The 24757-nt window shown below is 62.2% G+C and carries 30 protein-coding genes and 1 tRNA gene; 16 read left to right on the top strand and 15 right to left on the bottom strand.

Annotated features, from left to right (window positions below; translation table 11 throughout):
• Nucleotides 1-6: 6 nt before the first annotated feature.
• Nucleotides 7-1314, top strand: a complete 1308-nt coding sequence (gene purD, locus DXY29_RS01575) for a phosphoribosylamine--glycine ligase (RefSeq protein ID WP_115022613.1) — start codon at nt 7-9, stop codon at nt 1312-1314.
• A complete protein-coding gene (locus DXY29_RS01580) occupies nt 1311-3377 on the top strand; it encodes an ATP-binding protein (protein ID WP_115022344.1) in 2067 nt (688 codons plus the stop codon). The genes purD and DXY29_RS01580 overlap by 4 nt, the downstream gene beginning before the upstream one ends.
• Nucleotide 3378: 1 nt before the next feature.
• Here DXY29_RS01580 and kaiC read toward each other — a convergent pair whose 3' ends face one another.
• The 3 genes from kaiC to DXY29_RS01595 form a co-directional block, all read right to left on the bottom strand.
• Nucleotides 3379-4917, bottom strand: a complete 1539-nt coding sequence (gene kaiC / locus DXY29_RS01585; RefSeq protein WP_115022615.1) for a circadian clock protein KaiC — start codon at nt 4915-4917, stop codon at nt 3379-3381.
• Nucleotides 4918-4982: 65 nt separating this feature from the next.
• Nucleotides 4983-5348, bottom strand: coding sequence for a circadian clock protein KaiB (kaiB, locus tag DXY29_RS01590; protein ID WP_115022346.1), 366 nt, complete (start codon nt 5346-5348; stop codon nt 4983-4985).
• A complete protein-coding gene (locus DXY29_RS01595) occupies nt 5345-6229 on the bottom strand; it encodes a circadian clock protein KaiA (RefSeq protein ID WP_115022348.1) in 885 nt (294 codons plus the stop codon). Before DXY29_RS01595 ends, kaiB begins: the two co-directional genes overlap by 4 nt.
• 132 nt (nt 6230-6361) lie before the next feature.
• On the opposite strand from DXY29_RS01595, the gene rplU reads away from it, so the two are divergent.
• Both rplU and rpmA read left to right on the top strand, forming a co-directional pair.
• Nucleotides 6362-6727, top strand: a complete 366-nt coding sequence (rplU, locus tag DXY29_RS01600) for a 50S ribosomal protein L21 (protein ID WP_115022350.1) — start codon at nt 6362-6364, stop codon at nt 6725-6727.
• Between the two features lie 46 nt (nt 6728-6773).
• Nucleotides 6774-7040 carry a 50S ribosomal protein L27 gene (gene rpmA, locus DXY29_RS01605; protein WP_115022352.1) on the top strand — a complete coding sequence of 89 codons (267 nt, stop codon included), beginning with the start codon at nt 6774-6776 and terminating at the stop codon, nt 7038-7040.
• A 70-nt stretch (nt 7041-7110) separates the two neighbouring features.
• On the opposite strand, the gene DXY29_RS01610 is transcribed toward rpmA, so the two are convergent.
• Entirely contained in the window at nt 7111-7863 is a 753-nt protein-coding gene (locus DXY29_RS01610) for a bifunctional 2-polyprenyl-6-hydroxyphenol methylase/3-demethylubiquinol 3-O-methyltransferase UbiG (RefSeq protein ID WP_115022353.1), read from the bottom strand.
• A 41-nt stretch (nt 7864-7904) separates the two neighbouring features.
• Here DXY29_RS01610 and truB point away from each other — a divergent pair, with 41 nt between their 5' ends.
• The 3 genes from truB to DXY29_RS01625 all read left to right on the top strand — a co-directional run bounded on the left by truB (nt 7905) and on the right by DXY29_RS01625 (nt 9886).
• Nucleotides 7905-8813 (top strand): tRNA pseudouridine(55) synthase TruB, encoded by a 909-nt coding sequence (gene truB / locus DXY29_RS01615; RefSeq protein WP_115022617.1) that lies wholly within the window; start codon nt 7905-7907, stop codon nt 8811-8813.
• Between the two features lie 53 nt (nt 8814-8866).
• On the top strand, nt 8867-9610 hold the full coding sequence (locus DXY29_RS01620; protein ID WP_115022355.1) for a YebC/PmpR family DNA-binding transcriptional regulator: 744 nt from the start codon (nt 8867-8869) through the stop codon (nt 9608-9610).
• 105 nt (nt 9611-9715) lie between these two features.
• Nucleotides 9716-9886 (top strand): Nif11 family protein, encoded by a 171-nt coding sequence (locus DXY29_RS01625; protein ID WP_115022356.1) that lies wholly within the window; start codon nt 9716-9718, stop codon nt 9884-9886.
• A gap of 32 nt (nt 9887-9918) precedes the next feature.
• Here DXY29_RS01625 and DXY29_RS01630 read toward each other — a convergent pair whose 3' ends face one another.
• Genes DXY29_RS01630 through DXY29_RS01640 form a run of 3 tightly spaced genes read right to left on the bottom strand, consistent with a single transcriptional unit; the run spans nt 9919 to nt 12368 of the window.
• Entirely contained in the window at nt 9919-10182 is a 264-nt protein-coding gene (locus DXY29_RS01630) for a hypothetical protein (RefSeq protein ID WP_115022618.1), read from the bottom strand.
• Nucleotides 10183-10201: 19 nt separating this feature from the next.
• A complete protein-coding gene (locus DXY29_RS01635; RefSeq protein ID WP_115022358.1) occupies nt 10202-10933 on the bottom strand; it encodes a glucosamine-6-phosphate deaminase in 732 nt (243 codons plus the stop codon).
• Between the two features lies 1 nt (nt 10934).
• On the bottom strand, nt 10935-12368 hold the full coding sequence (locus DXY29_RS01640; RefSeq protein ID WP_115022359.1) for a SpoIID/LytB domain-containing protein: 1434 nt from the start codon (nt 12366-12368) through the stop codon (nt 10935-10937).
• Nucleotides 12369-12427: 59 nt separating this feature from the next.
• On the opposite strand from DXY29_RS01640, the gene DXY29_RS01645 reads away from it, so the two are divergent.
• Together DXY29_RS01645 and psbV are read left to right on the top strand one after the other, a co-directional pair.
• On the top strand, nt 12428-13387 hold the full coding sequence (locus DXY29_RS01645) for a ribonuclease Z (protein WP_115022361.1): 960 nt from the start codon (nt 12428-12430) through the stop codon (nt 13385-13387).
• 74 nt (nt 13388-13461) lie between these two features.
• Nucleotides 13462-13974: a photosystem II cytochrome c-550 gene (psbV, locus tag DXY29_RS01650; protein ID WP_115022620.1), complete on the top strand. Its 513-nt coding sequence runs from the start codon at nt 13462-13464 to the stop codon at nt 13972-13974.
• 37 nt (nt 13975-14011) lie between these two features.
• On the opposite strand, the gene DXY29_RS01655 is transcribed toward psbV, so the two are convergent.
• The 4 genes from DXY29_RS01655 to serA form a co-directional block, all read right to left on the bottom strand.
• Nucleotides 14012-14398: a hypothetical protein gene (locus DXY29_RS01655; protein ID WP_115022623.1), complete on the bottom strand. Its 387-nt coding sequence runs from the start codon at nt 14396-14398 to the stop codon at nt 14012-14014.
• Nucleotides 14399-14497: 99 nt separating this feature from the next.
• Nucleotides 14498-14797, bottom strand: a complete 300-nt coding sequence (locus tag DXY29_RS01660) for a ferredoxin (protein WP_006043345.1) — start codon at nt 14795-14797, stop codon at nt 14498-14500.
• Nucleotides 14798-14947: 150 nt separating this feature from the next.
• Nucleotides 14948-15841, bottom strand: a complete 894-nt coding sequence (gene prmA / locus DXY29_RS01665; RefSeq protein ID WP_115022363.1) for a 50S ribosomal protein L11 methyltransferase — start codon at nt 15839-15841, stop codon at nt 14948-14950.
• Nucleotides 15841-17427, bottom strand: coding sequence for a phosphoglycerate dehydrogenase (gene serA, locus DXY29_RS01670; protein WP_115022364.1), 1587 nt, complete (start codon nt 17425-17427; stop codon nt 15841-15843). The genes prmA and serA overlap by 1 nt, the downstream gene beginning before the upstream one ends.
• A gap of 106 nt (nt 17428-17533) precedes the next feature.
• Between serA and DXY29_RS01675 the strand changes: the two genes are divergently transcribed.
• From DXY29_RS01675 to DXY29_RS01700, 6 genes are all read left to right on the top strand, one after another.
• Complete coding sequence (locus DXY29_RS01675) at nt 17534-18034, top strand: hypothetical protein (protein ID WP_115022365.1); 501 nt, start codon at nt 17534-17536, stop codon at nt 18032-18034.
• Nucleotides 18034-18810 carry a photosystem II S4 domain protein gene (locus tag DXY29_RS01680; RefSeq protein ID WP_170952079.1) on the top strand — a complete coding sequence of 259 codons (777 nt, stop codon included), beginning with the start codon at nt 18034-18036 and terminating at the stop codon, nt 18808-18810. Before DXY29_RS01675 ends, DXY29_RS01680 begins: the two co-directional genes overlap by 1 nt.
• A gap of 75 nt (nt 18811-18885) precedes the next feature.
• Nucleotides 18886-18957, top strand: a tRNA-Val gene (locus DXY29_RS01685).
• A 42-nt stretch (nt 18958-18999) separates the two neighbouring features.
• Nucleotides 19000-20385 (top strand): UDP-N-acetylmuramoyl-L-alanine--D-glutamate ligase, encoded by a 1386-nt coding sequence (murD, locus tag DXY29_RS01690; protein WP_115022368.1) that lies wholly within the window; start codon nt 19000-19002, stop codon nt 20383-20385.
• A gap of 46 nt (nt 20386-20431) precedes the next feature.
• The gene (locus tag DXY29_RS01695) at nt 20432-20917 is read left to right on the top strand and encodes an EVE domain-containing protein (protein WP_115022624.1); all 486 of its coding nucleotides are present in this window, start codon (nt 20432-20434) and stop codon (nt 20915-20917) included.
• Complete coding sequence (locus tag DXY29_RS01700; RefSeq protein ID WP_170952080.1) at nt 20901-21629, top strand: hypothetical protein; 729 nt, start codon at nt 20901-20903, stop codon at nt 21627-21629. The genes DXY29_RS01695 and DXY29_RS01700 overlap by 17 nt, the downstream gene beginning before the upstream one ends.
• Here the strand turns inward: DXY29_RS01700 and DXY29_RS01705 are convergent.
• The 4 genes from DXY29_RS01705 to DXY29_RS01720 all read right to left on the bottom strand — a co-directional run bounded on the left by DXY29_RS01705 (nt 21581) and on the right by DXY29_RS01720 (nt 23082).
• Nucleotides 21581-21829 (bottom strand): DUF2811 domain-containing protein, encoded by a 249-nt coding sequence (locus DXY29_RS01705; RefSeq protein WP_115022371.1) that lies wholly within the window; start codon nt 21827-21829, stop codon nt 21581-21583. The genes DXY29_RS01700 and DXY29_RS01705 overlap by 49 nt on opposite strands.
• 316 nt (nt 21830-22145) lie before the next feature.
• Entirely contained in the window at nt 22146-22517 is a 372-nt protein-coding gene (locus DXY29_RS01710) for a DUF1818 family protein (protein WP_115022626.1), read from the bottom strand.
• Between the two features lie 10 nt (nt 22518-22527).
• Entirely contained in the window at nt 22528-22755 is a 228-nt protein-coding gene (locus DXY29_RS01715; protein ID WP_025362489.1) for a DNA-directed RNA polymerase subunit omega, read from the bottom strand.
• A 42-nt stretch (nt 22756-22797) separates the two neighbouring features.
• Nucleotides 22798-23082 carry a hypothetical protein gene (locus DXY29_RS01720; protein WP_115022373.1) on the bottom strand — a complete coding sequence of 95 codons (285 nt, stop codon included), beginning with the start codon at nt 23080-23082 and terminating at the stop codon, nt 22798-22800.
• Nucleotides 23083-23144: 62 nt separating this feature from the next.
• Between DXY29_RS01720 and DXY29_RS01725 the strand changes: the two genes are divergently transcribed.
• A complete protein-coding gene (locus tag DXY29_RS01725) occupies nt 23145-24719 on the top strand; it encodes an Hsp70 family protein (protein WP_115022375.1) in 1575 nt (524 codons plus the stop codon).
• The last annotated feature ends 38 nt before the right edge of the window (nt 24720-24757 follow it).

Genomic DNA, 24757 nt, shown 5'->3' on the forward strand with positions numbered 1-24757 from the left:
GAAACCATGGCCATCTCGTCCACCCGTCCCAGCACGCTGCCCACGCTCCAACGTGCCCTCGTCGTCGGCAGCGGCGGCAGGGAACAGTCCCTGGCCTGGGCCCTGAGCCGTTGCCCCGGTCTGGATACGGTCTGGATCACCCCAGGTAATGGAGGCGATGAAGGCAGCGCCCTGGCCGTGGCCGAAACCGATAGCGCTGGGTTGATTGCCCTCTGCCAGCAGAACGCCGTTGATCTGGTGGTGGTAGGGCCGGAAGCTCCTCTGGCCGCTGGCGTGGCCGATGCCCTGCGCGATGCAGGCTTCTCCGTGTTCGGCCCAGGAGCAGAGGGCGCCCAACTGGAGGCCAGCAAGGCCTGGGCCAAACAGCTGATGCAGGAGGCCGGGGTCCCCACGGCAGGCCACTGGGCGGTGGCCAATGAGGCGGAAGCGCTCGCGGTCTTGCGGGAGGTGCAACGTCCACTGGTGGTCAAAGCTGATGGCTTGGCCGCCGGCAAGGGCGTCACGGTGGCGAACACAGTGGAGGAGTCGGAAGTCGCCATCCGCGAGGCCTTCGAAGGGCGGTTCGGTGCTGCGGGCTCTCAGCTGGTGCTGGAAGAGCGGATGGAGGGTCCTGAAGTGTCGGTGTTCGCCCTGTGCGATGGGGAGCGGATGGTGCTGTTGCCACCAGCGCAGGACCACAAGCGGCTCAATGAAGGCGATCGCGGTCCGAACACCGGTGGCATGGGCGCCTATGCCCCCGCCCCGCTTCTGGATGCCGACGGGCTCGACGCCGTGCGCCACCTCGTGCTCGAGCCCACATTGGAGGCCCTACGACGTCGCGGTATCGATTACCGCGGGGTGATCTATGCAGGCCTGATGCTCACGGCCGATGGCCCCCAGGTCATTGAATTCAACTGTCGCTTCGGTGATCCCGAATGCCAGACGTTGATGCCCCTACTGGGCCCCGAGATCGCCGCCGTGCTTCAGGCCTGTGCCCTGGGCCGCCTTGATTTGGCCCCGCAGCTAAGCATCACCGACCGTTGCAGTGCTTGCGTTGTGGCCGCAGCGGAGGGCTACCCAGAAGCACCCCGCAAAGGCGATGCCATCCGCATCGACCTCCCCCCAAGCCCCGACCATCAGCTGTTCCACGCCGGCACCCGCCGCGAAAGCACCGGGGAACTGCTTACCGCAGGGGGCCGGGTGCTGGCCGTGGTAGCCCAGGGCGATGACTTCGATGCGGCGTTTGCAGGGGCCTACAACGGTCTGAACCAACTGGATTACGCCGGAATCACCTACCGTCGCGATATAGGTCATCAAGTGCGCTCGGGCGGATGAGCAGCAGCAGCGGAGCCACGATCGCTGATTGGGCTCTTCCCCCCCACGGCAAACCCCCGGGGGAAGACCAGAACCTGTGGGACCGCATCACCGCCTGGTGGGCGGAATTCACCCTCCAGACCAAGCTGCTGGCAATCGCCACACTGGTGGTGAGTTTGATGATGACGGGAATCACATTTTTCGCGCTGAATGGAATTCAGCGCGATGCAGTGATGAGCGACACGCGCTATGCCAGGGATCTTGGCTTGCTGCTGGCCGGAAATGTCACCGAACTGGTGGCCCAGGGGCAGGACCGTGAGCTCGCCAACGTCGCCGAAAAGTTCTGGCGCTCGAGTCGCAGCGTTCGCTACATCTTCTTCGCCGATCCCGAAGGCGTCGTTTATTTGGGGATCCCCATCAGCGCCACCCCCAGCAATGGCGATGGGGAACTGCGTCTGAATCGCCGGCTGGAACTGCCTGACGAGCTGCGCCGACGCCCCCAGAACCCCTTGGTTCGGCAACACTTGACGCCCCAAGGGGCCGTCACAGACGTGTTTGTCCCCCTGATTCGGGGAGGTCAGTACTACGGCGTGCTCGGCCTCGGTGTGAACCCGAATGAAACCGCCCTGGCCAGTGCAGCCCTCACCCGCGAAGTCACGGTGGCGGTCTTCATCTCGATCTGGGTGCTGGTGATTCTTGGAGCCGTGTTCAATGCCCTCACCATCACCCGTCCGGTCAAGGAACTGCTGCGGGGGGTTCGCTCCGTCGCCTCAGGCAACTTCGGAACTCGTGTTGACCTGCCGGTGGGAGGGGAACTGGGAGAGTTACTGAACGGCTTCAACGCCATGGCCTCTCAGCTCGAGGCCTATGACGAAGCCAACATCGAGGAACTCACGGCCGCCCAGGTCAAGCAGCAATCGTTGATCGCCACCATGGCGGACGGGGCGATGCTGCTGGATGCCGACGGCAGGATCGTGCTGGCGAATCCCACAGCGAGGCGCCTGTTCCGCTGGGAAGGGCGCAGCCTGGAAGGCCAGGAGCTGGTGGGAGAACTACCCGAACTGCTGGCGATGGAACTGCATAGTCCCCTTGATGCACTGCTTGGTGGTGCCTCTGACAGTGAAGATCTGCGCTGCAGCGTGGGGGAACCAGCCCGCACCCTGCGCATCGTTCTGCAGGCCGTGCGTGATGCCAGCGGAGAAAGCCTCAAAGGCATCGCCGTCACCATCCAAGACCTCACCCGCGAGGTGGAGCTGAATGCAGCCCAGAGCCGTTTCATTAGCAACGTCTCCCACGAATTGCGCACCCCGCTGTTCAACATCAAGAGCTACGTCGAAACCCTGCACGACCTCGGCGATCAGCTCAGCCCTGAAGAACACAAGGAGTTTCTCGGGGTTGCCAACGACGAAACCGATCGACTCACCCGATTGGTGAACGATGTGCTGGACCTCTCCCGGTTGGAGTCGGGTCGAACACTGCAGTTCGAACCGATCAGCATGCGCCCGGCCATGGAGCAAACCTTGCGTACCTACAGGCTGAATGCCGAGGATCGCCAGGTTGAGCTGGTGCTGGATGTTCCGGAAGACTTGCCTGAAGTGCTGGGTAACTGGGACCTTCTGCTCCAGGTGCTCGACAACCTGATGGGCAATGCCCTCAAGTTCAGCCGCGCCGGTGGCCCCCTCGCGCTGAGGGCCTATGCCTGGCCCGACGCCTGTTCTGTGGAGGGAACAGCGATCACGGGAAGTGATGGACCCACCTGCGCCCTCACCTCACCGCTGCCCAAGCTCAGGGTAGAAATCGCCGACACGGGATGCGGGATCAGTAATGCCGATCAGGAACGCATCTTCGATCGCTTCTTCCGGGTCGAAAATGCCGTTCACACTGAAGTGGGCACCGGGCTGGGCCTCTCAATCGTGCAGGGCATCCTCGAGAAACACGGGGCTCAAATTCAGATGGTGAGTGAGCCTGAAGTCGGAACCACCTTCTGGTTCGAGCTGCCGTTAGCGGTAGCCGACAAAGATGAGTTGCAACTACAAGCAGAGCGTCGCAGTCGCAACTCCATCGCCGAGGCCGTCGAGCTTTAGATCAATCCTCGCTGGAGACGCCCCGGGCGATGCGCGACAACTCGCTGCGCTCATCCGATGTCACCCGATGAGGCACACCGGAGATGATCCGCTCGAAGTTGGAGAAGGAGTCCTTGATCTGTGGACCATTGCCCGTGATCACGAATTCACGGATGCCCTTGTCGTGCCAGGAACCACGCATCTTGAACACATTCAAGGCACGGGCCATCTCACCGCGGATCTCGACGTACTGCAGCAGCAGGATCGTGTCGGTGATGGTGGAGATGTGGGAATCAGTGATCGAGTGGCTGCCCATGAACTCCTCGGAGGTGTTCGTGAAGAAGCCAGCGATCTCCTCCTGCTTCGCATATCCGGTCACCCCGATCACGAACTGACGGAAGGCGTTATGGCTCACACCGCGCGCCAGGGCTGAGAGGGAGTCGATCGCCATCCGCGACGGCTTGAACTGACTGATCTCCGTTTTGATGATCTGCAAATGATCTTCAAGACCCGTGGATTCGGGGTAGGCGCAGATGATCTTGAGCAGTCCGTCCTGCTCCATCTGTTCAAAATCGATGCCCCAGCTGGTGCCATTGCGGAGCAACTGAGCGCGCGATTCCTCATAGGCGAAGAGGATGGCGCGTTCCTTGTTACGGCAGGCATCTTCAATGAATTTGGAGACGAGCATCGTCTTGCCCGTGCCCGTGGCACCGGTGGCCAAAATGATCGAATCCTTGAAGAAGCCGCCACCGCACATGTCGTCGAGGCGAGGCACACCAGAACTCACCCGAACATTCGACGACCGTTGGGTGAGGCGCATGGCCCCAAGCGGGAAGATGCTGATGCCGTGGGTTCCCATGGTGAAGGGGAACTCACCCTTCATGTGGGTCGTGCCCCGCAGCTTGAGAATTTCAACAGTGCGCCGGCGCCGCTCTCCCTCAAGCACGTTGCGGAGGATCACCACATTGTCGGAGACGAATTCCTCAACGCCATAGCGGGCGATAGGGCCGTACTCGTCGATGCGCTCGGTGGTCATCACCGTGGTGACGCCAATTTCCTTGAGCCGGGCGATCAAGCGAAAAATCTCACGGCGCACCACAAAGACTGCGTCGTATTGCTGGAACACCGCCGTGATCGAATCAATAGCAACACGCTTGGCTTTGTACTTACGGATGGCGTAGTTAATCCGCTCGATCAGACCCGAGAGATCAAAACTTCCGGCCACATCCTGACCATCGGGATCCGGTGAGGCATCAAGGATGAACAGCTTGTCCTGCTCGACCATCTCCTGCAGGTTCCAGCCGAAGCTGGCGGCATTGCGCAGGATGTCGAGGGGCGACTCCTCGAAGGTGACGAAGATGCCGGGTTCGTCGAAATCCTTGATGCCGTTGTGGAGGAAGTGCAGCGAGAACACCGTCTTCCCGGTGCCGGACGTACCGCTAATCAGCGTGCTACGGCCGATCGGTAGGCCGCCCTGGCAGACATCATCAAAGCCCTCGATCCCTGTCGGGAGCTTTTGAACCTGCATCTGAGGCTGACCGCTGGTCGGAGGGAACTGCATGGCGAACACCTATGACTTGACCGTAGTGAGCAGGAGTTGAACCGTGCTGGAGCGCACCATGTCGCTTAAGGATCCGACGTGATCGTCGTGTCGGTCTCCTCATCGACAGCGTCGATCACACTTGAGTTAAGAGCCGTGTCGGACAGCTCGTCGTACAGAAGATCGAGACCGATCAGAACCCGCTCCCGATCAGAGAGATCACCGATGATGCGGCGCACCGGCGGGGGAAGAATCTTGGACAACGTCGGCGTTGCGAGAATTTTGTCCTCCTCCGCCAGTTGCGGATTTTTGAGCACATCAATCACCTTGAGGGCATAGACACCCCTGAATTCGGTTTCAAGGATGTTGCGCAAGGTTTTCAGCGCCCGCATCGAATTGGGCGTGTTGCCCGCCACGTAGAGCTTGAGGATGTAGGTCTTGCGGGGACTCATGACGACTCCTCCGAGGCATCGAGCTGATCCATCGGGCGACGTACACGGCTGGAGGCCGTGCCCGATAAAGGAAGATCCGGCGGAATGGAACGCCGGTACATCTCACACAGATGGGCCATCACGTCGAGAAGCGCAAGGCGGTAATCCTGAAGAAAGTCATGTTTGTGGCCCTCCAAACTCAGCTGTTTCCAGAATTCATCGATGAGATCCACGTGAATCTCAACGGTTCGCGTGATCGGCAGATCACTGAAAAAAGCTGTATTCACAAAGCTTTCCAGGGCCTGGCTGGACGCTGCCGGATCACTGAAATAACTCGCGAGTAAGTCCCGATAGGTGCGTTGCAGCGAAAGGAGCAAATCCCGGCGCTCTTCAGGAGCCAAGCTCCCTAAAAATCGAGACGGATCACGTTTGTAGAAAACCCCGAGATAACCGAGTCGTTCCTGTAGACGTTCGGAGAGGTTGTCAACGGCTTTGCTTCGGCTGGCGGGGTCTTCTTGGCGGCCATCGGCGCGGCCCTGCCGCAGAAAGCGGGAAATTGCCGCGTCAACGTTGTATCCCAGCTGGGCCAGCTGGTCGTCGGGCAGATGCAGCTCCTCGGGGTGGTAATCCACATGGCCCTTCACTTCCCCAACGATCACGGCCGGGAAGAGCAGACCAGCAGAGAGCAGCTGCTCCCTGACCTCAGCGTCCAGAAGAGTCTGCTCAAGCACCACGGCATCGAAGTCGTCCTGCCTGGGCCCGAGGACGGCCGTCAGGGCCTCTCCAGCTTCAACACTTAGGACAACAGACTCATAGCGATTGGACGGCAGCCACTGGCGACAGGATTCCACCAGAGAAGGACTGTCGAGGACGAGAGCAACAGTGAGGGCCGGCCTGGCCATCCGTTCAGCCGAATCATTGAAGTATCTGAATCTTGACGAGGGGGCGCGTCAGAGACGAAGATCTTTGTTTGTCTTTCGATTGCGGATCAGGCCTGAATCGGTTCGCCGAGCCTGAACGCGTCTTTTCACCCTATGGCCGACACCAAACCAGCCGCGGAACAGAGCGGGACCTACGCCATCGTTGAGGCGTCCGGCACCCAGATCTGGTTGCAGCCCAACCGTTACTACGACCTCGACAGGCTTCAAGCCGAGGTGGACGACACGATCAAGCTCGAGAACGTGCTTCTGGTTAAGGACGGCGGGGGCACCACCCTGGGCCAGCCCTACGTCAAGGACGCCACCGTGTCCCTCAAGGTGATGGCCCATCGCCGCGGGCCCAAGGTGATTGTGTACAAGATGCGCCCCAAAAAGAAAACCCGCCGCAAGAATGGTCATCGGCAGGAACTCACCCGGGTGATGGTTGAGTCCATCTCCGTGGGCGGCAAGGCCATCAGCTGACCTCATCCACCCGCTTCATCGAACGCCCCCACCACCATTCCTTCTCATGGCACATAAAAAAGGCACAGGCTCAACCCGTAACGGCCGCGACTCAAACGCCAAACGTCTTGGCGTGAAGGCCTACGGCGGAGAAACCGTCACCGCCGGATCCATCCTCATCCGCCAGCGCGGCACCTCCGTTCTTCCCGGCGTCAATGTCGGCAAGGGCAAAGACGACACCCTGTTTGCCCTCACCGATGGCGTGGTGAAGTTCGAATCAATCCGCCGCGGCCTGCGCAATCGCAAGCGCATCAACATCACCGCAGCGGTCTGAGTTTCGACGCAAGCAACGATGAAAAGCCCCAATGCCGAATTGGCATTGGGGCTTTTTTATTGCCTCAGCCTCAGGGACGGCGGTACAGCCGGGCTGTAATCAGCAAGGGATGAAACACCTCCAGGAACTGGGCCTGCAGGGTGCGGAAAAACCCGTCCACCAGCGCCGGATCATCAAAGTGGAAGGGGTACTCCCCCTGATGGCCCTTAAAGAAGTACCAGTTCAGGAGGGCAATGGCCCCAGGGGCCATGCGCTGGTGAAACTCAAGCAACTGCGCCGAGGGATCCGGCAGGTGTTCCAGCACATCGAGGCAGACCACCGCATCGAAACGCACGTCACCCGTGCTGCTGAGGTCCCGATGCACCGAGAGTTTGTCCGCCAAACCCAAGCTTTCCGCCCGTTGCTGCACAAACGCCTGGTTGTGGGGGTTGAGATCAACAAACCAGACGTGGTCGACCTCCGGAAGCGCCGCCGCCGACAGGGCATGGGTGCCGATGCCACCACCAAAATCCAGCACCTGGCCTTGCACGGCAATACCTTGCAGGCGCAGGGTGTCCGCGATGTAGTCCGCACTGGAGAGGTGCCAAGCCGCCAGCTCCAGCAAGTGCCCCGTGCCGACCGTGTCCTCATAGAAGGCGGTGGCGTCCTCCGGTCGAAACGCACCGGGGTGCAAATCCGCCAAGTCATCGGTACTGCTGGGCAGACGCTGCTCCAGAAGCTCCGGCGTCAGGTCGAGATAACGGCTCAGATGTTGCTTGATGCCCAAACCATCCGCCAGAAAAGCGGAGACGTCCACATCCGTGCTGCTGCGGAGCTGGGGCATGAATGGACATCAGGGCGCGGCCAACCTACGCAGACGGCGGAATGCAACAGTCAGAGCACCCCGCTCCAGCCCCGGTGAACGGCCCCTTCGGCTTCGTGGTGATCGACAAGCCCGCAGGCCTCACCTCCCATGCCTGCGTCAGCCGCCTGCGCCGCAGCTACGGCCTCAAACGCGTGGGCCATGGCGGCACCCTCGATCCTGCAGTCACTGGAGTTCTCCCCATCGCTCTGGGCCCGGCAACCCGACTGCTTCCATACCTCCCCGGAGAAAAGACGTACACCGGCGTCATCCAACTGGGGAAGCGCACCAGCAGCGACGACCTGGAGGGAGAGCTGCTGGACCAACAGGCCTGGCCCCCGCTAAGCGAGGACGAGCTGGATGCCGCCCTGGAGCCGTTCCGAGGCGTGATTGAACAGCGACCGCCGCAGGTCTCAGCCGTCCATGTGGACGGCGAGCGGGCCCATGCCAGGGCCCGGCGTGGCGAAGCAATGGATCTCCCGCCGCGAGCCGTCACGGTGCAGCGGCTGCAGCTTTTGGATTGGGATGAGGCCCAGGGGAGGCTCAGCATCGACGTTCACTGCTCCGCCGGCACCTACATCCGCTCGATCGCTCGAGATCTGGGGGACCGTATCGGCTGCGGAGGTTGTCTGGCCTCGCTGCGCCGCACCCAGGCCCTGGGATTCCATGCTCACCAGGCCCATCCCCTACCGGAGCGAGACGCTCCGCCACCCGATCCCCTATCTCCGCTGCTGGCCCTAGCAGCCCTGCCCCGGCGGAATCTCACCGAAGCGGAACAGATCGACTGGCGTTGCGGCCGTCGCATCACGATGGAGCCCGGTGCTGGGGACGCTGTGGTGGTGTGCAACGCGGATGGGAGCATGGCTGGCATCGGCCACCGCGAGAACGAGGGTCTGTTGCGACCCAAAGTGGTGTTCGATGCAGCAGGCTGAACACACCCGGTCGGTCAGTACTCTCCGACCGCAATCCGCCCTGCCCTGACGCGATGGCTGGCCACAGCAAATGGTCACAGATCAAACGCACCAAGGCTGTCGTTGACGCCAAACGGGGGGCGGTGTTCACCCGTCTGGGCCGGGAAATCATGGTGGCGGCCCGCGCCGGAGCCGATCCCGCCGGGAATTTCCAGTTGCGGACGGCCATCAGCAAAGCCCGCGCAGCGGGAGTTCCCGCCTCCAACATCGAGCGCGCCATCGCCAAGGGCTCCGGCCAAGCGGGCGATGGGGTTCAGCTGGAGGAAGTGCGCTACGAGGGATATGGCCCCGGCGGCATGGCGGTGCTGGTGGAGGCGCTCACCGACAACCGCAACCGCACTGCGGCGGATCTACGCTTGGCCTTCAGCAAGAACGGGGGCAACCTCGGTGAACACGGCTGCGTGGCCTATCTGTTTGAACACCGCAGCGAAGTGATCCTCAACGCGGGCCCCGAGGACGAAGAACGGCTGCTGGAAAGCCTCTTGGAGCTGGAGGCCGATGGCTATGAGCTGGAAGAGGCGGCCGTTGTGGTGCACGGCCCGTTCGAGGCCTTGGAGAACCTTCAGGACGGCTTGCGCCGGGATGACTGGGATGTGCGGGAGTGGGGGCATCACTGGTCCGCCCAGACCAGCGTCCCTGTGAATGATCCAGACATTGCCCGCAGCTGCCTGAAGCTGCTGGATTCCCTCGACGGGCTCGACGATGTTCGCAGCGTCAGCGCCAACCTCGATCTCGCCGAAGGCCTGGAGATCGACTGACCCCTTCTTGAAGTTTGTCGTCAGCAAATCCGCACCAAAGCTTGCGCTCCTGAGCCCCCTACAACCCCAGAGCTAGGCCGAAGGGATCCCTACTGGAGGATCGCCATGTCCATGAAACAGCTGGAGACGTTCATGTCGCGGGTTCAGAGCAACGACTCCCTGCGCGACGAGGTGCAGCGCTGCGGCAAGGACAACTCCTGCGTGGTCAAGGTTGGTGCCAAACACGGCCACAAGTTCTCGCCAGCTCTGCTGACCCGCTGGCAGCGCGAACACTGAGCACCGGAAGACTGCTGGCGGCGGGGTTCCCCTCAGGGGGCGCCTGTCGCCTCCTCCTCTTTGGCATCGGGTTGCTGACGAATCATCCGCGCCAGCATCTCCAACTTGGCATTTTCCGATTCAGACGCCCGGGTGGCCATCCAGGCACTAGCCGCCTTCTGCTGGGCCAGCTGCTGCACTAGCGCCAGGGCCGTTTCGCGCAATTGCTCGAGGTCCTGACAGTCCTGGATGAATCGCGTCCAGCGTTCCACCTCAAAACTCTGCTCGAGACGCCGTTCCAAGGGGTCGATGCTCATGGCCTCTGCCATCGGCTGTTCAAGCTAGAGCCGCTGCATCGCACCACAGCCAAACATTGGGGTGGGTCAGCAGCCAACTGGCAGGTAGCGAAGGGTCCGGCTCCTTCAGGGCGAGCAAGCGCTTGAGAATGCCTGACTTAGCGGCGCCAGTCACCACCAGATGAATCTCGGCAGCCTCGAGAATCTCGCGTAGGCCAAGGGTGATGGCCCGCTGGGGCACAGCCTCCACGCGCCCATCAAAGAGGGCAGCGTTCTGATGCCGGGTTGCAGGCGTCAGAACGACTTCATGACAGTGCTGGTCGGGGGGGCAGGGCGGCTCGTTGAAGCCGACATGTCCATTGCTGCCCAGCCCCAGCAGCTGCAGCCCGATGCCCCCGCAGCGTGTCAGCTGCTCGCCGTAGCGGCGCGCAGCCGCCTGTCCGTCAGTGGCGGTGCTGTCGGGCAGGTGCACCGCTGACTGCGGCAACCCCAGTGGCGCAGCAAGGTGCTGGGTCATGTAAGCCCGATAACCCCGGGGATCCTCTGCAGAAAGCCCGAGATACTCGTCCAAGTTGAAACTGCACCAACTGGCGCGTAGCGCCTCCAGCTCATCGGCAGACCACGACAACAGCCGTTCCACCAGGGTCCTGTAGAGCGGCTCCATCGTGCGGCCCGTAGCCAGGCCCAACGGCTTCAGGGAGCGAGGCACCTGGCCGGAGCCGCTGCGCAGATGGCGCTCCAGATGCGCCGCCAGCCCAGCGCAGAGATCCATGTCATTGGAGTGGCGCTGCAAATGACAGGGAAACCGGGCCAAAAGGCGAAACCTGAGCTTCTCTCCAGAGTGGCTTCGTCGGGGGCTTCAGCGCCAGCGATGGGTCGAAGTGCGGTCGGTAGGGAACGACCTCAGCACCGCGGTAGTAGTGCTGGAGGATCGCGCGGAAGTCGGCCCCCTGCTCCGCCAGACCATGGGCCCCCCACTGGCTCATGCCAACACCATGGCCATAGCCCTGGCCCTTCACCAGCAGCTGTAGGCCGCTACCGGACCAACGACCAACTGAGGCTTTGCTGACCAGCACCGGTGGAGGTGCCACCAACAGTGGTGGGCGTCCTGGCCCCTGCCGGGCCACCGCCGCTGTGATCCGATCGATGCGGGATCCACCACTGGCCTGTGTGGTCCGCCTCCGCACCGGGAAAGACGCAGGTGGGCGCTGCCCCCCCGTCACCATCTCGAAGCTCACCAGTGTGCTTTTGAGACCCAACCGTTTGCGTAGATCAGCCCCGCTGAGCACCAACGATCCACGTGGACCACGTAACCGGGCCTGGCGCACACGGCCGCTGCCGGACCGGCTAAGCACCTCAACGGCCTGGAGTCCACCGGTCTCCGGCAACCGCTGGCGCAAACCGGACGGATTAAACCATTGCTCCCAGCGGTGCACCGGACTGTGCTGGTCGTGGTCTGGAACGCTGACCAGATATGGGTGCTGTCGGCGCCAGACCATCCCGCTCGCCTCGGTCACCCCTCCGGAGCTGCTGTGGAACACGGCATCGATCAAGCGCCCCCCATGAACAAGCACCAGCGCACGGGTACTGGCCACCGCCTGCAGGGTGCTCGGAGTTTCGGACTCCACACCGCGGTACACCTGACTCGCGACCGTCGCCTTCACATCCCAGGCCCCACCACGGCTTCGTTGTTTCAGCGCATAGGTCCGGGCCGCCACCGCCTGGGCCTGCAGCGCAGCCAAGGGCCAGCGATGAGGCATTTCGCTACCCACAACGCTGGCGAGATAGGTCTCGATGCCCAGGCTGTTGACCACCCGTAAGCGCCCGCCCCGTCCGCTGATGCGCAGCACACCGCGGTACCGACGGGATCCCAGCCAGATGCCCCGTGGGTCGTCGTTCTGCACCGTCAGCAGGGTGCTGGGGCGCAGTGCCATCGAACGACCATCAACATTGGCACTCAGGCGCGTGCCCTGCAGGCTGAGTTGCAGCCGCTGGGGCCGTCGCTCGCCGCCAGGGAGGCCCTGCACCTGCAACGGCTGTGCACCATCGGAGCGCAGGCTGAGCTGGGTGTTCTCCAGGAGCAGTACGCGCATCTGTGGCTCCCGGCCACGGGCCAGCGCCGCGGGAGTTGGAGCAATGACAGCGACGAGCACCAGCCCGACGACAACGGAGGCGCGGCGCACGCTGGGGATCAAAAGGCGTCCCAGTGTGCCGCCTGATCCTCAGTTCAGCCAGATGGCAGCATGAGTCCTGAGGCGCACCGGCCTTGCAGGTCACTTTTCTCGGTACGAGTTCTGGGGTGCCCACCCGGGCCCGCAACGTCTCAGCAGTGGCCCTGCGCTTGCCGCAGCGCTCGGAGATGTGGCTTTTCGACTGTGGGGAGGGAACGCAGCATCAGTTTTTACGCAGTGATTTGCGCCTGTCGCAGCTGCGCAGGGTATTCATCACCCACATGCACGGCGACCATATTTTCGGTCTGCCAGGGCTCCTGGCGAGCCTCGGGCTTGCCGGCAGCAGCCCAGCGGGAGTGGATCTCTACGGACCGGACCCGCTCGAGAGTTACCTCAACGGTGTGCTGAGAACCAGCTCCACCCGCATCGGCTATCCCCTGGAGGTGCATCGGGTGAGGTCAGCGGCAGAGCAGGGCTCGCTGCTGTTCGAGGACGACGACTTCACCGTGCAGTGCACCCCACTCACCCACCGCGTGCCGGCCTACGCCTATCGCATTGAACAGAAGCCCCTGGCCGGTCGGTTCGATATTCAGAAAGCACGGGAGCTCAACATCCCGCCCGGCCCCGTCTACGCCAGGTTGAAGCGGGGCGAAACGGTGAAGTTGGAGGACGGTCGCACCATCGACGGCACCAGCCTTTGCGGTGAGGAACGACCGGGAGTAAGCGTCGTTTATTGCACCGACACCGTGTTCTGCGATGCCGCCGTGGAGCTTGCCCAGGGCGCGGACCTCTTGATCCATGAATCCACCTTTGCCCATGGAGAGGCGGAGATGGCCTTCCAGAAACAGCACTCCACCAGCACGATGGCGGCCCAAACGGCCGCTGAAGCAGGGGTAGGGCAACTGGTGCTGACCCACCTCAGCCCGCGCTATGCACCAGGCAATCCTGTGACCCCCCAAAACCTGCTGGACGAGGCCAAGGCGATCTTTCCCAACACGCTGCTGGCCAAGGACTTTCTCAGCATTGACGTCAAACCACGCTGCAACAGTTTGTGATCCGGCCTCAGAGGGTCACTTCCCCGTGATACAAGAGCTGGGTGCGGTGAATGCGTCACGCCCCCCCAACCTTCATGGCCTCTGTGTTCTCTTCCTTGCGACGGTCCCTGAAGGGCCTTCTGGTCCTCATCCCGGTGCTGTTCGGCCTTGCCGTCATCTCGCCGGCTCAGGCGGCCCAGTGGGACGCTGAGACCCTGACGGTTCCAGCTAACCCTTCCGGTTCAGAGGTGACCTTCAGCGATCGGGAAATCGATGCTGGCCGCAAGGTGTTCAACACCAGCTGCGGAACCTGCCACGCTGGCGGCATCACCAAGACCAACCACAACGTTGGCTTGGATCCGGAAACTCTTGCCCTGGCCACCCCGGCCCGCGACAACGTCGAGGCCCTGGTCGACTACATGAAGGACCCGACCTCTTACGACGGCGAATACAGCATTGCCGACGTGCACCCCAGCATGCGCGATGCCGAGCTCTACCCCGCCATGCGTGACCTTGATGATGAGGATCTGCGCCTGATGGCCGGTTACATCCTTGTGTCACCCAAAGTTCAGGGAACTGCCTGGGGCGGTGGCAAGATCTACTTCTGATCAATCCCGATCGAAATTTTGCTCATCCCCGGCGCCCTCAGGTCGTCGGGGTTTTTTGTTGGGGACTCACATAGTCCGGAGCCATGGATTTGGGGTAGCGGCTGTACCACCACTCCTGCAGATCTCGGGTGAAGCGCACAGAGAACAGGGTCAGCACCGTGGGCGTAGGCCTCCCCCCCGGCTGTAGAAGTTCCACCGCATAGGACGGGCAACGCCGGGCAGACAGGTCTGGCACAAACCGTCTTCCGATCCGCCGCCAACTCGGCTCCTTGCTGCGCCAGGCGAGGCGACAGCAGGGCCAGGGCAGCTCTTCACGATCAAACAAACGGCAACAGGGGCCAATCACACGGAAGCTGTACTGACCGCCAGGGCTGGTGTGGACACTGCCGGGCTCCAGAAGATCGTCAACTTCAGGGCGGCTCACGGCAGGTGAAGGCAAGGGACTTGCATGGAAGGCGACCAGACCAAAAAAAACCACCCCCGAAGGGGTGGTTGAAGACACGTCCTGTTGAAGGACGAAAGCTCAATAGAGCTCTTCTTCGGCGTGGGTCTTGATGGTGCAGTCGGAGGTGGGGTAGGCGACGCAGGTCAGCACGAAACCAGCTTCGATCTGGTCATCGTCCAGGAAGCTCTGGTCGGACTGGTCGACGGTGCCAGCGGTGATCTTGCCGGCGCAAGTGGAGCAAGCGCCCGCACGGCAGGAGTAGGGGAGGTCGATGCCCTGCTCTTCAGCAGCGTCGAGGATGTACTGGTCGTCGGGCACTTCGATGGTCTTGTTCAGACCTTCGCTCTCGGAGACCAGGGTGACCTTGTAGGAAGCCATGACTTAGTGAATGCGTACAGGGCTCCGGAAAATCCGGTCCTGCAGGACAGCACTTTTTTACTTCAATTAGGTGCCTAACCAAACGATTCCTGGCTGACTAGGGAGGAGGTCCAATCGGAGACCCCACTCCGATAAGCGTGGCTTATGGGGTTACGGCTGCTGGCGACGAATTTCCAGGAGCCCCCAGCGGCCTTGTTCCGCTTCCGTGGTGACCACCCAGCCCAACCCCCCAAGAACGTCCTTCAGGCGTGGCGCTTGATCCACCAGGAGCCCGCTGAGCAGAGCACGACCATCCGGCTGAAGCAGCCCCTCGAAGCCAGGCGACAGGGCTTCGATCACCGGGGCCAGGATGTTGCAGAGCAGCAGATCAGCGCGGCGGTGCGCAAGCAGCTCCGTCAGTCGCTCCACGGAACCGAGGGCCACCTCAAGCTCAGCCTCCGATCGGTCGTTCAGGCCACGGTTGGCTGCTGTGGCACGCACAGCCAGGGAATCGGTGTCGGCGGCCACCACTGCCTGCGCTCCCAATCCCAGTGCAGCAAGCCCCAACACACCACTGCCGCAACCCAGGTCGGCCACCAGACCCCCCACGGGAGGCGACTGCTCCAACGCTTCCAGGCAGAGCCGAGTGGTGGGGTGGCTTCCAGTGCCAAAGGCACTGCCCGGATCCATGCGGATCACCAGGCGGTCCGCATGCTCCGGCGGAATCTCCAGCCAGGCCGGCAGGATCAGCATCCCCATGCCGACAGGATCCGCCTGCCAGTGCTGTTTCCAGCTGAGGCTCCAATCCTCGTCGGCCACATCGTCCCAGCGTCCTTCGGGCAGGCTGAGACCAAAGGGCTCTGCCAGCGGCTGCAGGCTGGCAATCAGCTCACGCCGCTGGGGCTCCGGCCACTCTGGCTGGGGCAACCAGACCAGCAGCGTCTTGCGGTCAGGCGTTTCCGGCGCATGCTGCACCGCATGGCGATGCAGCCCGAGATCCGTCAGCTTCCACACCAGCGATTCCTCCAGTTCTGGAGGGCACGGCAGTGTCAGACGCCACCACATCAGAGCGTGACCGGGTGAGCTTCCTGGATGCCCTCGATCGCCGTGATCGTCTGCAGCAGGTCGGCAGGGATCGGATCATCGATGCTGAGCACCATCACCGCGTCCCCTCGCACGATCTTGCGACCCACCTGCATCGAGGCGATGTTGACGTTGTGTTCACCCAGCAGGGACCCCAGATGACCAATGATTCCGGGCATGTCCCGGTGTCGGGTGAACAGCATGTGGCTGCTCGGCGTCACATTGACCGGGAAGGCATCAATGCTGGTGATGCGTAGATCGCCATCGGCAAAGACGGCTCCAGTGACACTGCGGCTGCCCTGATCCCCGCGCGTGGTGATCTGTAGCGAGCCACCGGCGAAGTCGCGGCTGCTCTCATCCTTCACCTCCAGCACCTGAATACCGCGAGCTTTGGCCTCCAGGGAGGCATTCACGAAGTTGATGCTGTCGCCCAGCCCCGCACTGAGCAGTCCCTTCAGAGCCGCGATCACCAGAGGCTGAGACGGATGGCTGGCGAATTCACCCTGAAGCCGCAGTTCCATCTCCTTCACATGGCCACCGGCCAGCTGACTGACGAGCAGACCAACGGTCTCTGCGAGCTGCAGATGGGGCTTGAGGCGCTCCATGATCTCAGCGCTGAGGCCAGGGATGTTGACGGCACTACGGGCCGGCAGACCCAGCAGCACATCACGGATCTGCTCCGCCACGTCAATCGCCACATTCTCTTGGGCCTCCTCCGTCGAAGCGCCGAGGTGGGGGGTCAGCACGAGCCCACGCTCAACCGCCCGCAGAGGGGAGTCTTCCGCGAGAGGCTCACTGGCATACACATCCAGGCCAGCCCCAGCGATCACACCGTTGTTGATGGCTTCGGCGATCGCTGCTTCATCCACAACACCACCGCGAGCACAATTAACGATGCGTGCCGTGGGTTTCATCGTGCGCAGCAGCTCCGCATTCACCAGGTTCTCGGTGTCCTTGGTGCGGGGGATGTGCAGGGTGACGTAGTCGGCTGTGCGGAACAGCTCATCGAGCTCAGAGAGCTTGACCTGCATCTGCTGGGCACGGTCAGCCGCGATAAACGGGTCGTAGGCGATCACCTCCATCCCCATGGCCTGGGCGACCCGGGCGACGTGGGAGCCGATCTTGCCGAGACCGACGACGCCGAGCGTTTTCTTGTAGAGCTCGTTGCCGACGTACTTCTTGCGGTCCCATTTGCCGGCCCGCATGCCGGAATGGGCTTGGGGGATATGACGCGAGAGCGTCAGCATCATGGCCAGAGCATGCTCCGCTGCAGCGATGGTGTTGCCCTCCGGGGAGTTCACCACCAGCACACCCCGCTGGGTTGCAGCAGGAACATCCACGTTGTCGACACCGACGCCCGCGCGGCCAATGATTTTGAGTCGACTCGCAGCGGCGATCACCGCTGCAGTCACCTGGGTGCCGGAACGGATCATCAAACCGTCGTACTCACCGATGATGCCGATCAGCTCGTCCTCGGAGAGACCGGTGCGCTGATCCACCTGCGCCACATGGCCAAGGATGTCGATCCCAGCCTGGTCGATCGGATCAGAGACAAGAACTTTCGTCATCGAAAGGCGCAGAACTGCCGCGCCAAACTGTAGAGATCAACATCCACCACCCCCCACGGTTCGAAGCACAGGGTTCAGAATTCAGCGCATTGGATCTGAATGCCCCATGCCCGTCTGTGTGATGGTGATGGCCGATGCCCCATCGGCAGAAGGTCTGACCCAGCGGCTCCGCGACACCGATCTGCCGCTGCTGAAATGTTTGACGATCCCGCCTGATGGGGATGCCATCGACAAAGTTGCTCTGCTGAACCCCAACCTGACCCGTCAGCAGCGGCAGCGCGGCATGGCCCGCTGGCTGATGCCCTTCGGCTTTCTTGCTGGGGTCACTTTTACCAAAATCACCAACCTCTCCACCTTCGCCAGCTTTGGCCCCTGGGCTGAAACCCTGATCAGCGGCCTGCTCGGCATGGGCTCCGGCCTGATGGGGAGCTACGCCGCGGCCGCCAGCGTCGATTCGGACAACGATGCTGGGGTGCGAATTCTTCGCAACCGCCGCGACGAAGGATGCTGGCTGGTGCTCCTGGAAACCCCCAATGGCATCGAGGCGCCCTGGCAGGTGATTCAACGATCGCGCCCGCAACAGGTGGTACGCCTCGACGACCTGTGATGTTGCCCCGAGAGGATCTGCTAGCGGGAGCCCAGGACCCCAAAGGACTGACGGTGCTGATCGATCTGGCGGAGGAGGTGCTGCGCACCTGGCAACCGGCCTGGAGCCCCTTCCTCAGTGCACCACTCCGGGAGGAAACCCTTGCTCGGCTGGGCAGCCTGAGTGAATTGACCTGGATGAGTGACGGTGGCTATCCGGGGGCCGAGCGCCAACAGCTGCTCTGCCACCGGCGCGATGACACCCCCGATTCGGCAGCACCTGTTCAAGGTCTGCTAATCGAAGGCAACTTCCTCTTCGACCCCCTCTCCCCCGACGACCTGCGCGAGGCGTTGCAGGCGATGGGCATGGACGAGACCAGCCTTGGTGATCTCTGGGTGCGGGGCGATCGCGGCGGGCAAGGGATCTGCACCCCTAGCGCAGCGGAAGCCCTTCATGGACGCGTGGGGGCCGTCCGCGACGTGGAGATCCGCTGTGAATCGCGTCCCCTGGAACAGCTACAGCCTCCCGTGCAACGCAGCGTCCGCACCCTGCAAACCGTGGAGGCGTCCTGTCGCCTAGATGCGATTGCGTCAGCAGGATTTGGCCTGTCCCGGGCCAAGATCGTGACCCACGTCAAAGCTGGACGTCTGCGCCTCAACTGGGGGAACGTGCGGCAAGCGAGCCGTGAACTGGTGGTTGGGGACCGACTGCAACTGCAGGACCGCGGCTCTGTTGAGGTGCTCTCCCTAACACTCACAAAACGTGAGCGTTGGCGGGTTGAACTGCGCCGCAGTTGAATTGAGCCCCCCCTCCGGCTGCTACTGTTCAGCCTCGATCGGAGGAATCACAAGATTCCAATTCGATCTATTGGCGGGCGATTAGCTCAGGGGTAGAGCACTACATTGACATTGTAGGAGTCACTGGTTCAAATCCAGTATCGCCCACTTCCCTGATAGGGACTGCGTTTTCGAACTTCAGACCTTGCGATGACACGCACGATTGTCGTTGGCTTGGGTCGTTCGGGTTTGGGTGCTGCGCGTCTGCTCAAACAGCAGAGTTGCGATGTCGTTGTTTTTGAACGCGGCGACAACGATGCCCTCCAGCACATCGCGGCTGAGCTGCATCAAGAGGGCATTCAGGTGGTCTTAGGGCAGCCCCTCACCCCAGAGAGCTTCCAACCCTGGCGCGAAGGGCTAGAAGCAGTGGTGATCGGACCAGGCATTCCCTGGGATCATCCAACTCTGATCCAACTGCGATCCGAGGGCATCCAGGTGCGTGGCGAGATGGACCTGGCCTGGGATGCCCTCCGCCAGATCCCCTGGATCGGCATCACCGGAACCAACGGCAAGACCACGGTCACGCACCTGCTCAGTCATGTGTTGGAGCGCTCCGGTCTGAAGGCTCCCATGGGCGGAAATATGGGGCTCTCAGCGGCTGAACTGGCTTGTCAGATCACGGCAGGGGCCTCGCCACGGCCGGATTGGCTCGTGATGGAGCTGAGCAGCTACCAGATTGAAGCAGCACCCGCCATTGCCCCCAAGATCGGCATCTGGACAACGCTGACCCCAGACCATCTCGAGCGCCACGGCAGCCTTGAGGCCTACAGGGCCATCAAGCGTGGGCTACTCGAACGCTCGGACTGCGCCCTTTTCAATGCCGATGATCCGGACCTACGCCAACAGCGAAGCAGTTGGCAGCGCGGCACCTGGGTCAGCAGTGAAGGGGCTAGTCCGGATGGCCAGCCAGCTGATCTCTGGATTGATGCCGAGGGCTTGGTGCGAAACAGCGTCACCACGCTGTTTTCTGCTGATGTCCTGGCGATGCCAGGCAGCCACAACCGTCAAAACCTTCTGCTGGTTACTGCTGCTGCATTAGCGGTCGGCCTCCCCCCCCAGCAGATCGCAGACGCCCTCAGCACGTTTCCGGGCGTCCCGCATCGCCTCGAGCAACTCGGAACCCTCTCAGGAGCCACCGTGTTCAACGACAGCAAGGCCACCAACTACGACGCGGCTGAGGTGGGATTACGAGCCATGCAGGGACCAGTAGTGGTGCTTGCCGGAGGACAGACCAAACGGGGCGATGCCAGAGGATGGCTGCAGGAACTCAACACCAGGGCCTGCAGCCTGATCCTGTTCGGAGCGGGGGCTGACGAACTGGCCAGCCTGGCCAAAGCCGCGGGTTATCCAGGCGAACTTCTGCAATGCCCCGATCTCGAAAGTGCTGTGAACTTGGCAGCGGCGGCCGTGCAGCGGACGAATGCCGCGGCGCTACTGCTGTCACCGGCCTGCGCCAGCTTTGATCAATACCGGGATTTCGAAGCGCGAGGCGAGCACTTCCGCTCTCTGATTCACCCCTTCTTAGACGCCGCCTGAGACAAATCGAACGCAATGGGATGCATCCGGGCCAGGCGGTCCGATGATGACCTCAAACAAGCCTGTTGACGTGGCCTTCTGGTTGATGAAAAGCGAACCCGACGCTTACGGGATCGAAGATCTTCGTCGTGAAGGCACCACGCTTTGGGACGGCATTAGGAATTACCAGGCCCGCAATTTCATGCGCAGCATGGAGGTGGGCGACCAGGCGTTCTTCTACCACTCGAATTGCAAACCCCCCGGGATCATCGGGCTGATGGAGGTCATGGAAACCGGCTTGGTGGACCCCACCCAGTTTGATCCGGCGGCCAAGTACTACGACCCCAAATCAACCACCGAGAAGCCCCGCTGGGACTGTGCGCGCCTGCGATTTCTCGGCGAGTTTGATGCGCTACTCAGTCTCGACCAGCTGCGGGAGACCTACAGCGAACAGCAGTTGCCCGTGATCAAACGCGGGAACAGGCTTTCGATCCTTCCTGTTCCAGCTGACACTGCCCACGACCTCCTCTCGCGGCTTGGCCAGCTCCACTGAGATCCCACTGGTCACCCTGCTGCCCCGGGCTTGGATCGGCTTCAGCCGCGGGCCTTGGCGTTGCGTGGGCCTGGCTGCAATGGTCCTGATCAGCGCCAGTGGCCCTGCGGTGGTCGGCCACGACCTGCGTCTAGCAGGCTCTCCGTGGCTCAACCGACTGGGGGATCTATCGGTGCTGACCAGCCTGGTGCTTCCCCTGTTGCCCCTCTTGGCCCTGCTGCGGCTGACGGATGGCCTGCTCCCTGATCGACGCGACGACCGGCCCGACCAGACCTGGCGGCAGCTTCTGCATCAAGCTTTCACCCTGGTGCTTTTTGAGATGCTTCTCGTGCTGGGGGGGCTCGGACTGATTCAGTCGCTGAGCTGGATGCTCGGACGCTGGAGCACCGCCCTGGCCGGACTCAGCGTGGTGCTGGGGGGGCTGGTTCTGATGAGTTGGCTGTTTAGCCAAACCTTGGCCTTCCCCCTGCTGGTGCACGAGCGCTGCCGAGCTCTACAAGCGATGGACCACAGCCGCCAGCTGGTGCACCGCAATGGCCTCAAGGTGCTAGCGCTACTTGGGATGCTGCTGGGGATCAATCTGCTGGGGCTGATCGGAGCGACCCTGGGGCTGCTGCTCAGCCTCCCCTTCAGCGCCCTGGTGCTGATGGCCTGCTGCCGACCTCAAACCCCATTCAGCAACGACTCCCGACGGAACATGTTTCCGACGTAAACCCGGGTGATCTCCCGCGAAGGCGTGCCGTTCTGAACCAGGAAACCGGCCAGCGCCGCCTGAACCAAACGGTACTGATCCCAATTCGGATGACCCTCGATGAATTGGATCATGGCCTGCTGAAGGGGTTGCGGCACTTCCGATTGGAAACTCACAACACTGCTCTCAGCCGTGGAAGCTTGCTCAAGGCCTTCCGGCATCTTTTTTGTTTTTCGAAACGAACACCAGTTCTCCACACCACAGCTCCACCGTCAAGGGCAGCCAACATGGAGCCATTCTCATTCATCTCCACATGAGATTCCTGGCTGGAAGCCACTCCCGCACTGGCCAGCGCGCCAGAGAGGCCAGACCTAAACACCCCGTCGCCAACGTCAAGCGAAAACAACAAAAACCGGAGGATTTCCACAGCGGTCCTCCATAACGGCGCTTACAGCTCATCGCCTGTGGAAAAACTGTGCAGAGCTCGCGAGAAAAGGCGGGGGAAATCAATGACTCGAAAATGATTAGCCACACTAATCAATGCTGCGAGTCCCACAGAGTTCTCATCGCAGCCACTGCCGCCGCGGCCGCGGGGGCCGTCCATTCCCCTTCGGCAGCACGGCCCTCCAACGGGGTGAGCAGGATGCGCAAGTCCCATTGATTGCGATCACCGCTCAAGCATCCCCACCAGACGCCGCGATCAAGCTCCAGCTCAATCGCTTCCTCAGGCATCAGCTGGTCAATCAGGCCCCGGTGCTGCTGCTCCAGGGTCATCACAAGATCCACCAGATCTCGCCACTCCGACTCGGTCAACTCAAAAGCCCAGCGCTCTCCTCCAACAAGAACGCAGTAATGACCACGGGAGGGATCCCGAGACACACGCCAACCGGCTCCCTCCTGCTGAATCACACCCAGCCGATCAACCAGGCAGCAGGTCGGGCTGGTCCTGCTCGTCACTCAATTCCACAATGGCTCGCTGAACCGGCTTGACACTGGACTCCTCCAGCAGGCCATCGAAGTCGTCGAATCGCCGCTGTTTGGCCCGGAAAGCAATCCGTACGGTCGTCAGATAACGGTTGCTTGATTGACGGATCAAGCTTTCGCCACGCTTGGCGAGATCTTTGGAGTCAACTCCGGCCGAAAGCACAGGCTTTTGAGGCAAACAGTCACACACTAATTGGTGACCGTCTCAAGCCAGCTGATCGGTGTGAAAGGGCACGTGCATGGGATAAGCACGCTGACGAGATCCGGGCACACGCAAAACGATCTGGCGACCCAAACCCAGAGCGGCCAGAGGCAACCGCAAATAGACCACCAAACCACTCAGCTCCTCGAGGTGAGCATCGTCAACGCACTCGATGCGGATGCTGCCCCAGCTGCGACGCATGCGACAGCTCCGCAGCGGCTCCAGCCTGTCCTGCAGTTCAGGATCTTCCCGGTAGAAGGAGAAGATCAGCTGCTGCAATCGATCCATCGCCTCCAGTCCCCTTAGTCTCATCCTGACTTCACCGTGCCCCGAGCACGGTCACAGATCGCGTGGGCGAAGAAAAGCTTCAGCATTCAGCACAGCGGGGCGGAACACTCGCCATCGATCTGGGCAGCACCACCACGGTGGTGGCGTATCAGGGTTCGACATCAGCCACAGCCGATCTGCTGAACCTGCCAGCCATTTGCATTCGGGCCGGTGAAATCCCGAGCCTGGTTTGGAACGCGACGCAACGGCCCCTGATTGGTCGGCAGGTGCTCGATTCAGGGCTCAATGACTCCAGTGATATCCGTCTGCATCGGGACTTCAAGGGCCGCATCGGTCAAGCCGACGCCCCAGATCAGGAGGCAGCCCGCTGGGCAGGCGAACAGCTGCTTCAGCAGATCTGGAGCCGGCTCCCCCCTGACCTCGCAATTGAGCGGCTGGTGCTCACCGCCCCGGTGGAGTGCTACAGGGCTTATCGCAGCTGGTTGCTGCAGGCATGCACCGCGCTGCCGGTGGCCGAAATTGCCCTGGTGGATGAACCCACCGCAGCAGCCATGGGTGCAGGGCTCCCGGCCGGATCCACGCTGCTGGTGGTGGACTTGGGGGGGAGCACCCTCGATCTGGCTTTGGTGGCGCTGGAAGGAGGCGAAGGTCGTGCAGCACCGATCGCACAACTGCTGCGGCTGGGGGGACGCAGCCTGGGGGACAACAGCCGCCAGATGCTGCGCACAGCCAAGGTGCTGGGCAAGGCAGGGCTGCGTCTCGGCGGCCGCGACATCGATCGCTGGATTGTGGATCGCTGTTGCCCGGGTCAAACCGCCAATTCCACCCTGCTCAACGCCGCCGAACGCCTGAAATGCCGTTTGAGCGACACCACGCTGGCCGAACGCGAGCAGCTGATGGAGTTAGCGGTGGATGACCAGGGGCATGTTCTCCGCCTGTCACGCAGCGAGCTCAACACCCTGCTGCTGGAGCGGGGATTCGGGGACGCCCTCGAACAACTTCTGGAGGCCTGTCTGGCCGGTGGTCGCCGCAACAATTGCAGCCTGGAAGATTTGGAAGGCGTCGTAGCCGTCGGAGGAGGTGCCCGGCTGCCTTTCCTGCGCCAGTGGCTCACCGAGAACACTGCACCAGCAAGCTTGCTCACCCCGCCACCAGTGGAAGCCGTGGCCCTCGGCGCCCTGCGACTCACACCAGGGGTCGCCATTCGAGATGTGCTTCAACACGGCGTTTCCCTGCGCTTTTGGGATCAGCGCAGCAACAGCCACCGCTGGCATCCCCTGTTCATGGCCGGACAACCTTGGCCGAGTCCGGCTCCCCTGGAACTTGTGCTGGCCGCAAGCCAGACAGGGCAAGACAGCCTGGAGGTTGTGCTGGGGGAACCAATCCCGCAGGGAAGCCACAGCGTGGTCTTTATCGATGGATTGCCGACCCTCCAAGAGCAGCCCGCAGGCGAGATCTCCCATCAGCCCTGGCCAGGCGACGCTCTGGTGCTGCCCCTGGAACCGGAAGGCGAAAAGGGCGAAGACTGCTTGAGGCTGCGCTGGAGCATTGATTCTGAAGCGCAGCTTCAGCTGGAAATCATGGATCTGCGCTCTGGAGAAGCATGGGGCCACCCAATGCTGGGGGCTGTCCGATAACACGTCCGTCCACAGGCCCTTGGAACAGCAGCTGTCAA

The sequence above is a fragment of the Synechococcus sp. UW69 genome (assembly GCF_900474185.1).
In the GTDB taxonomy this organism is placed as follows: domain Bacteria; phylum Cyanobacteriota; class Cyanobacteriia; order PCC-6307; family Cyanobiaceae; genus Parasynechococcus.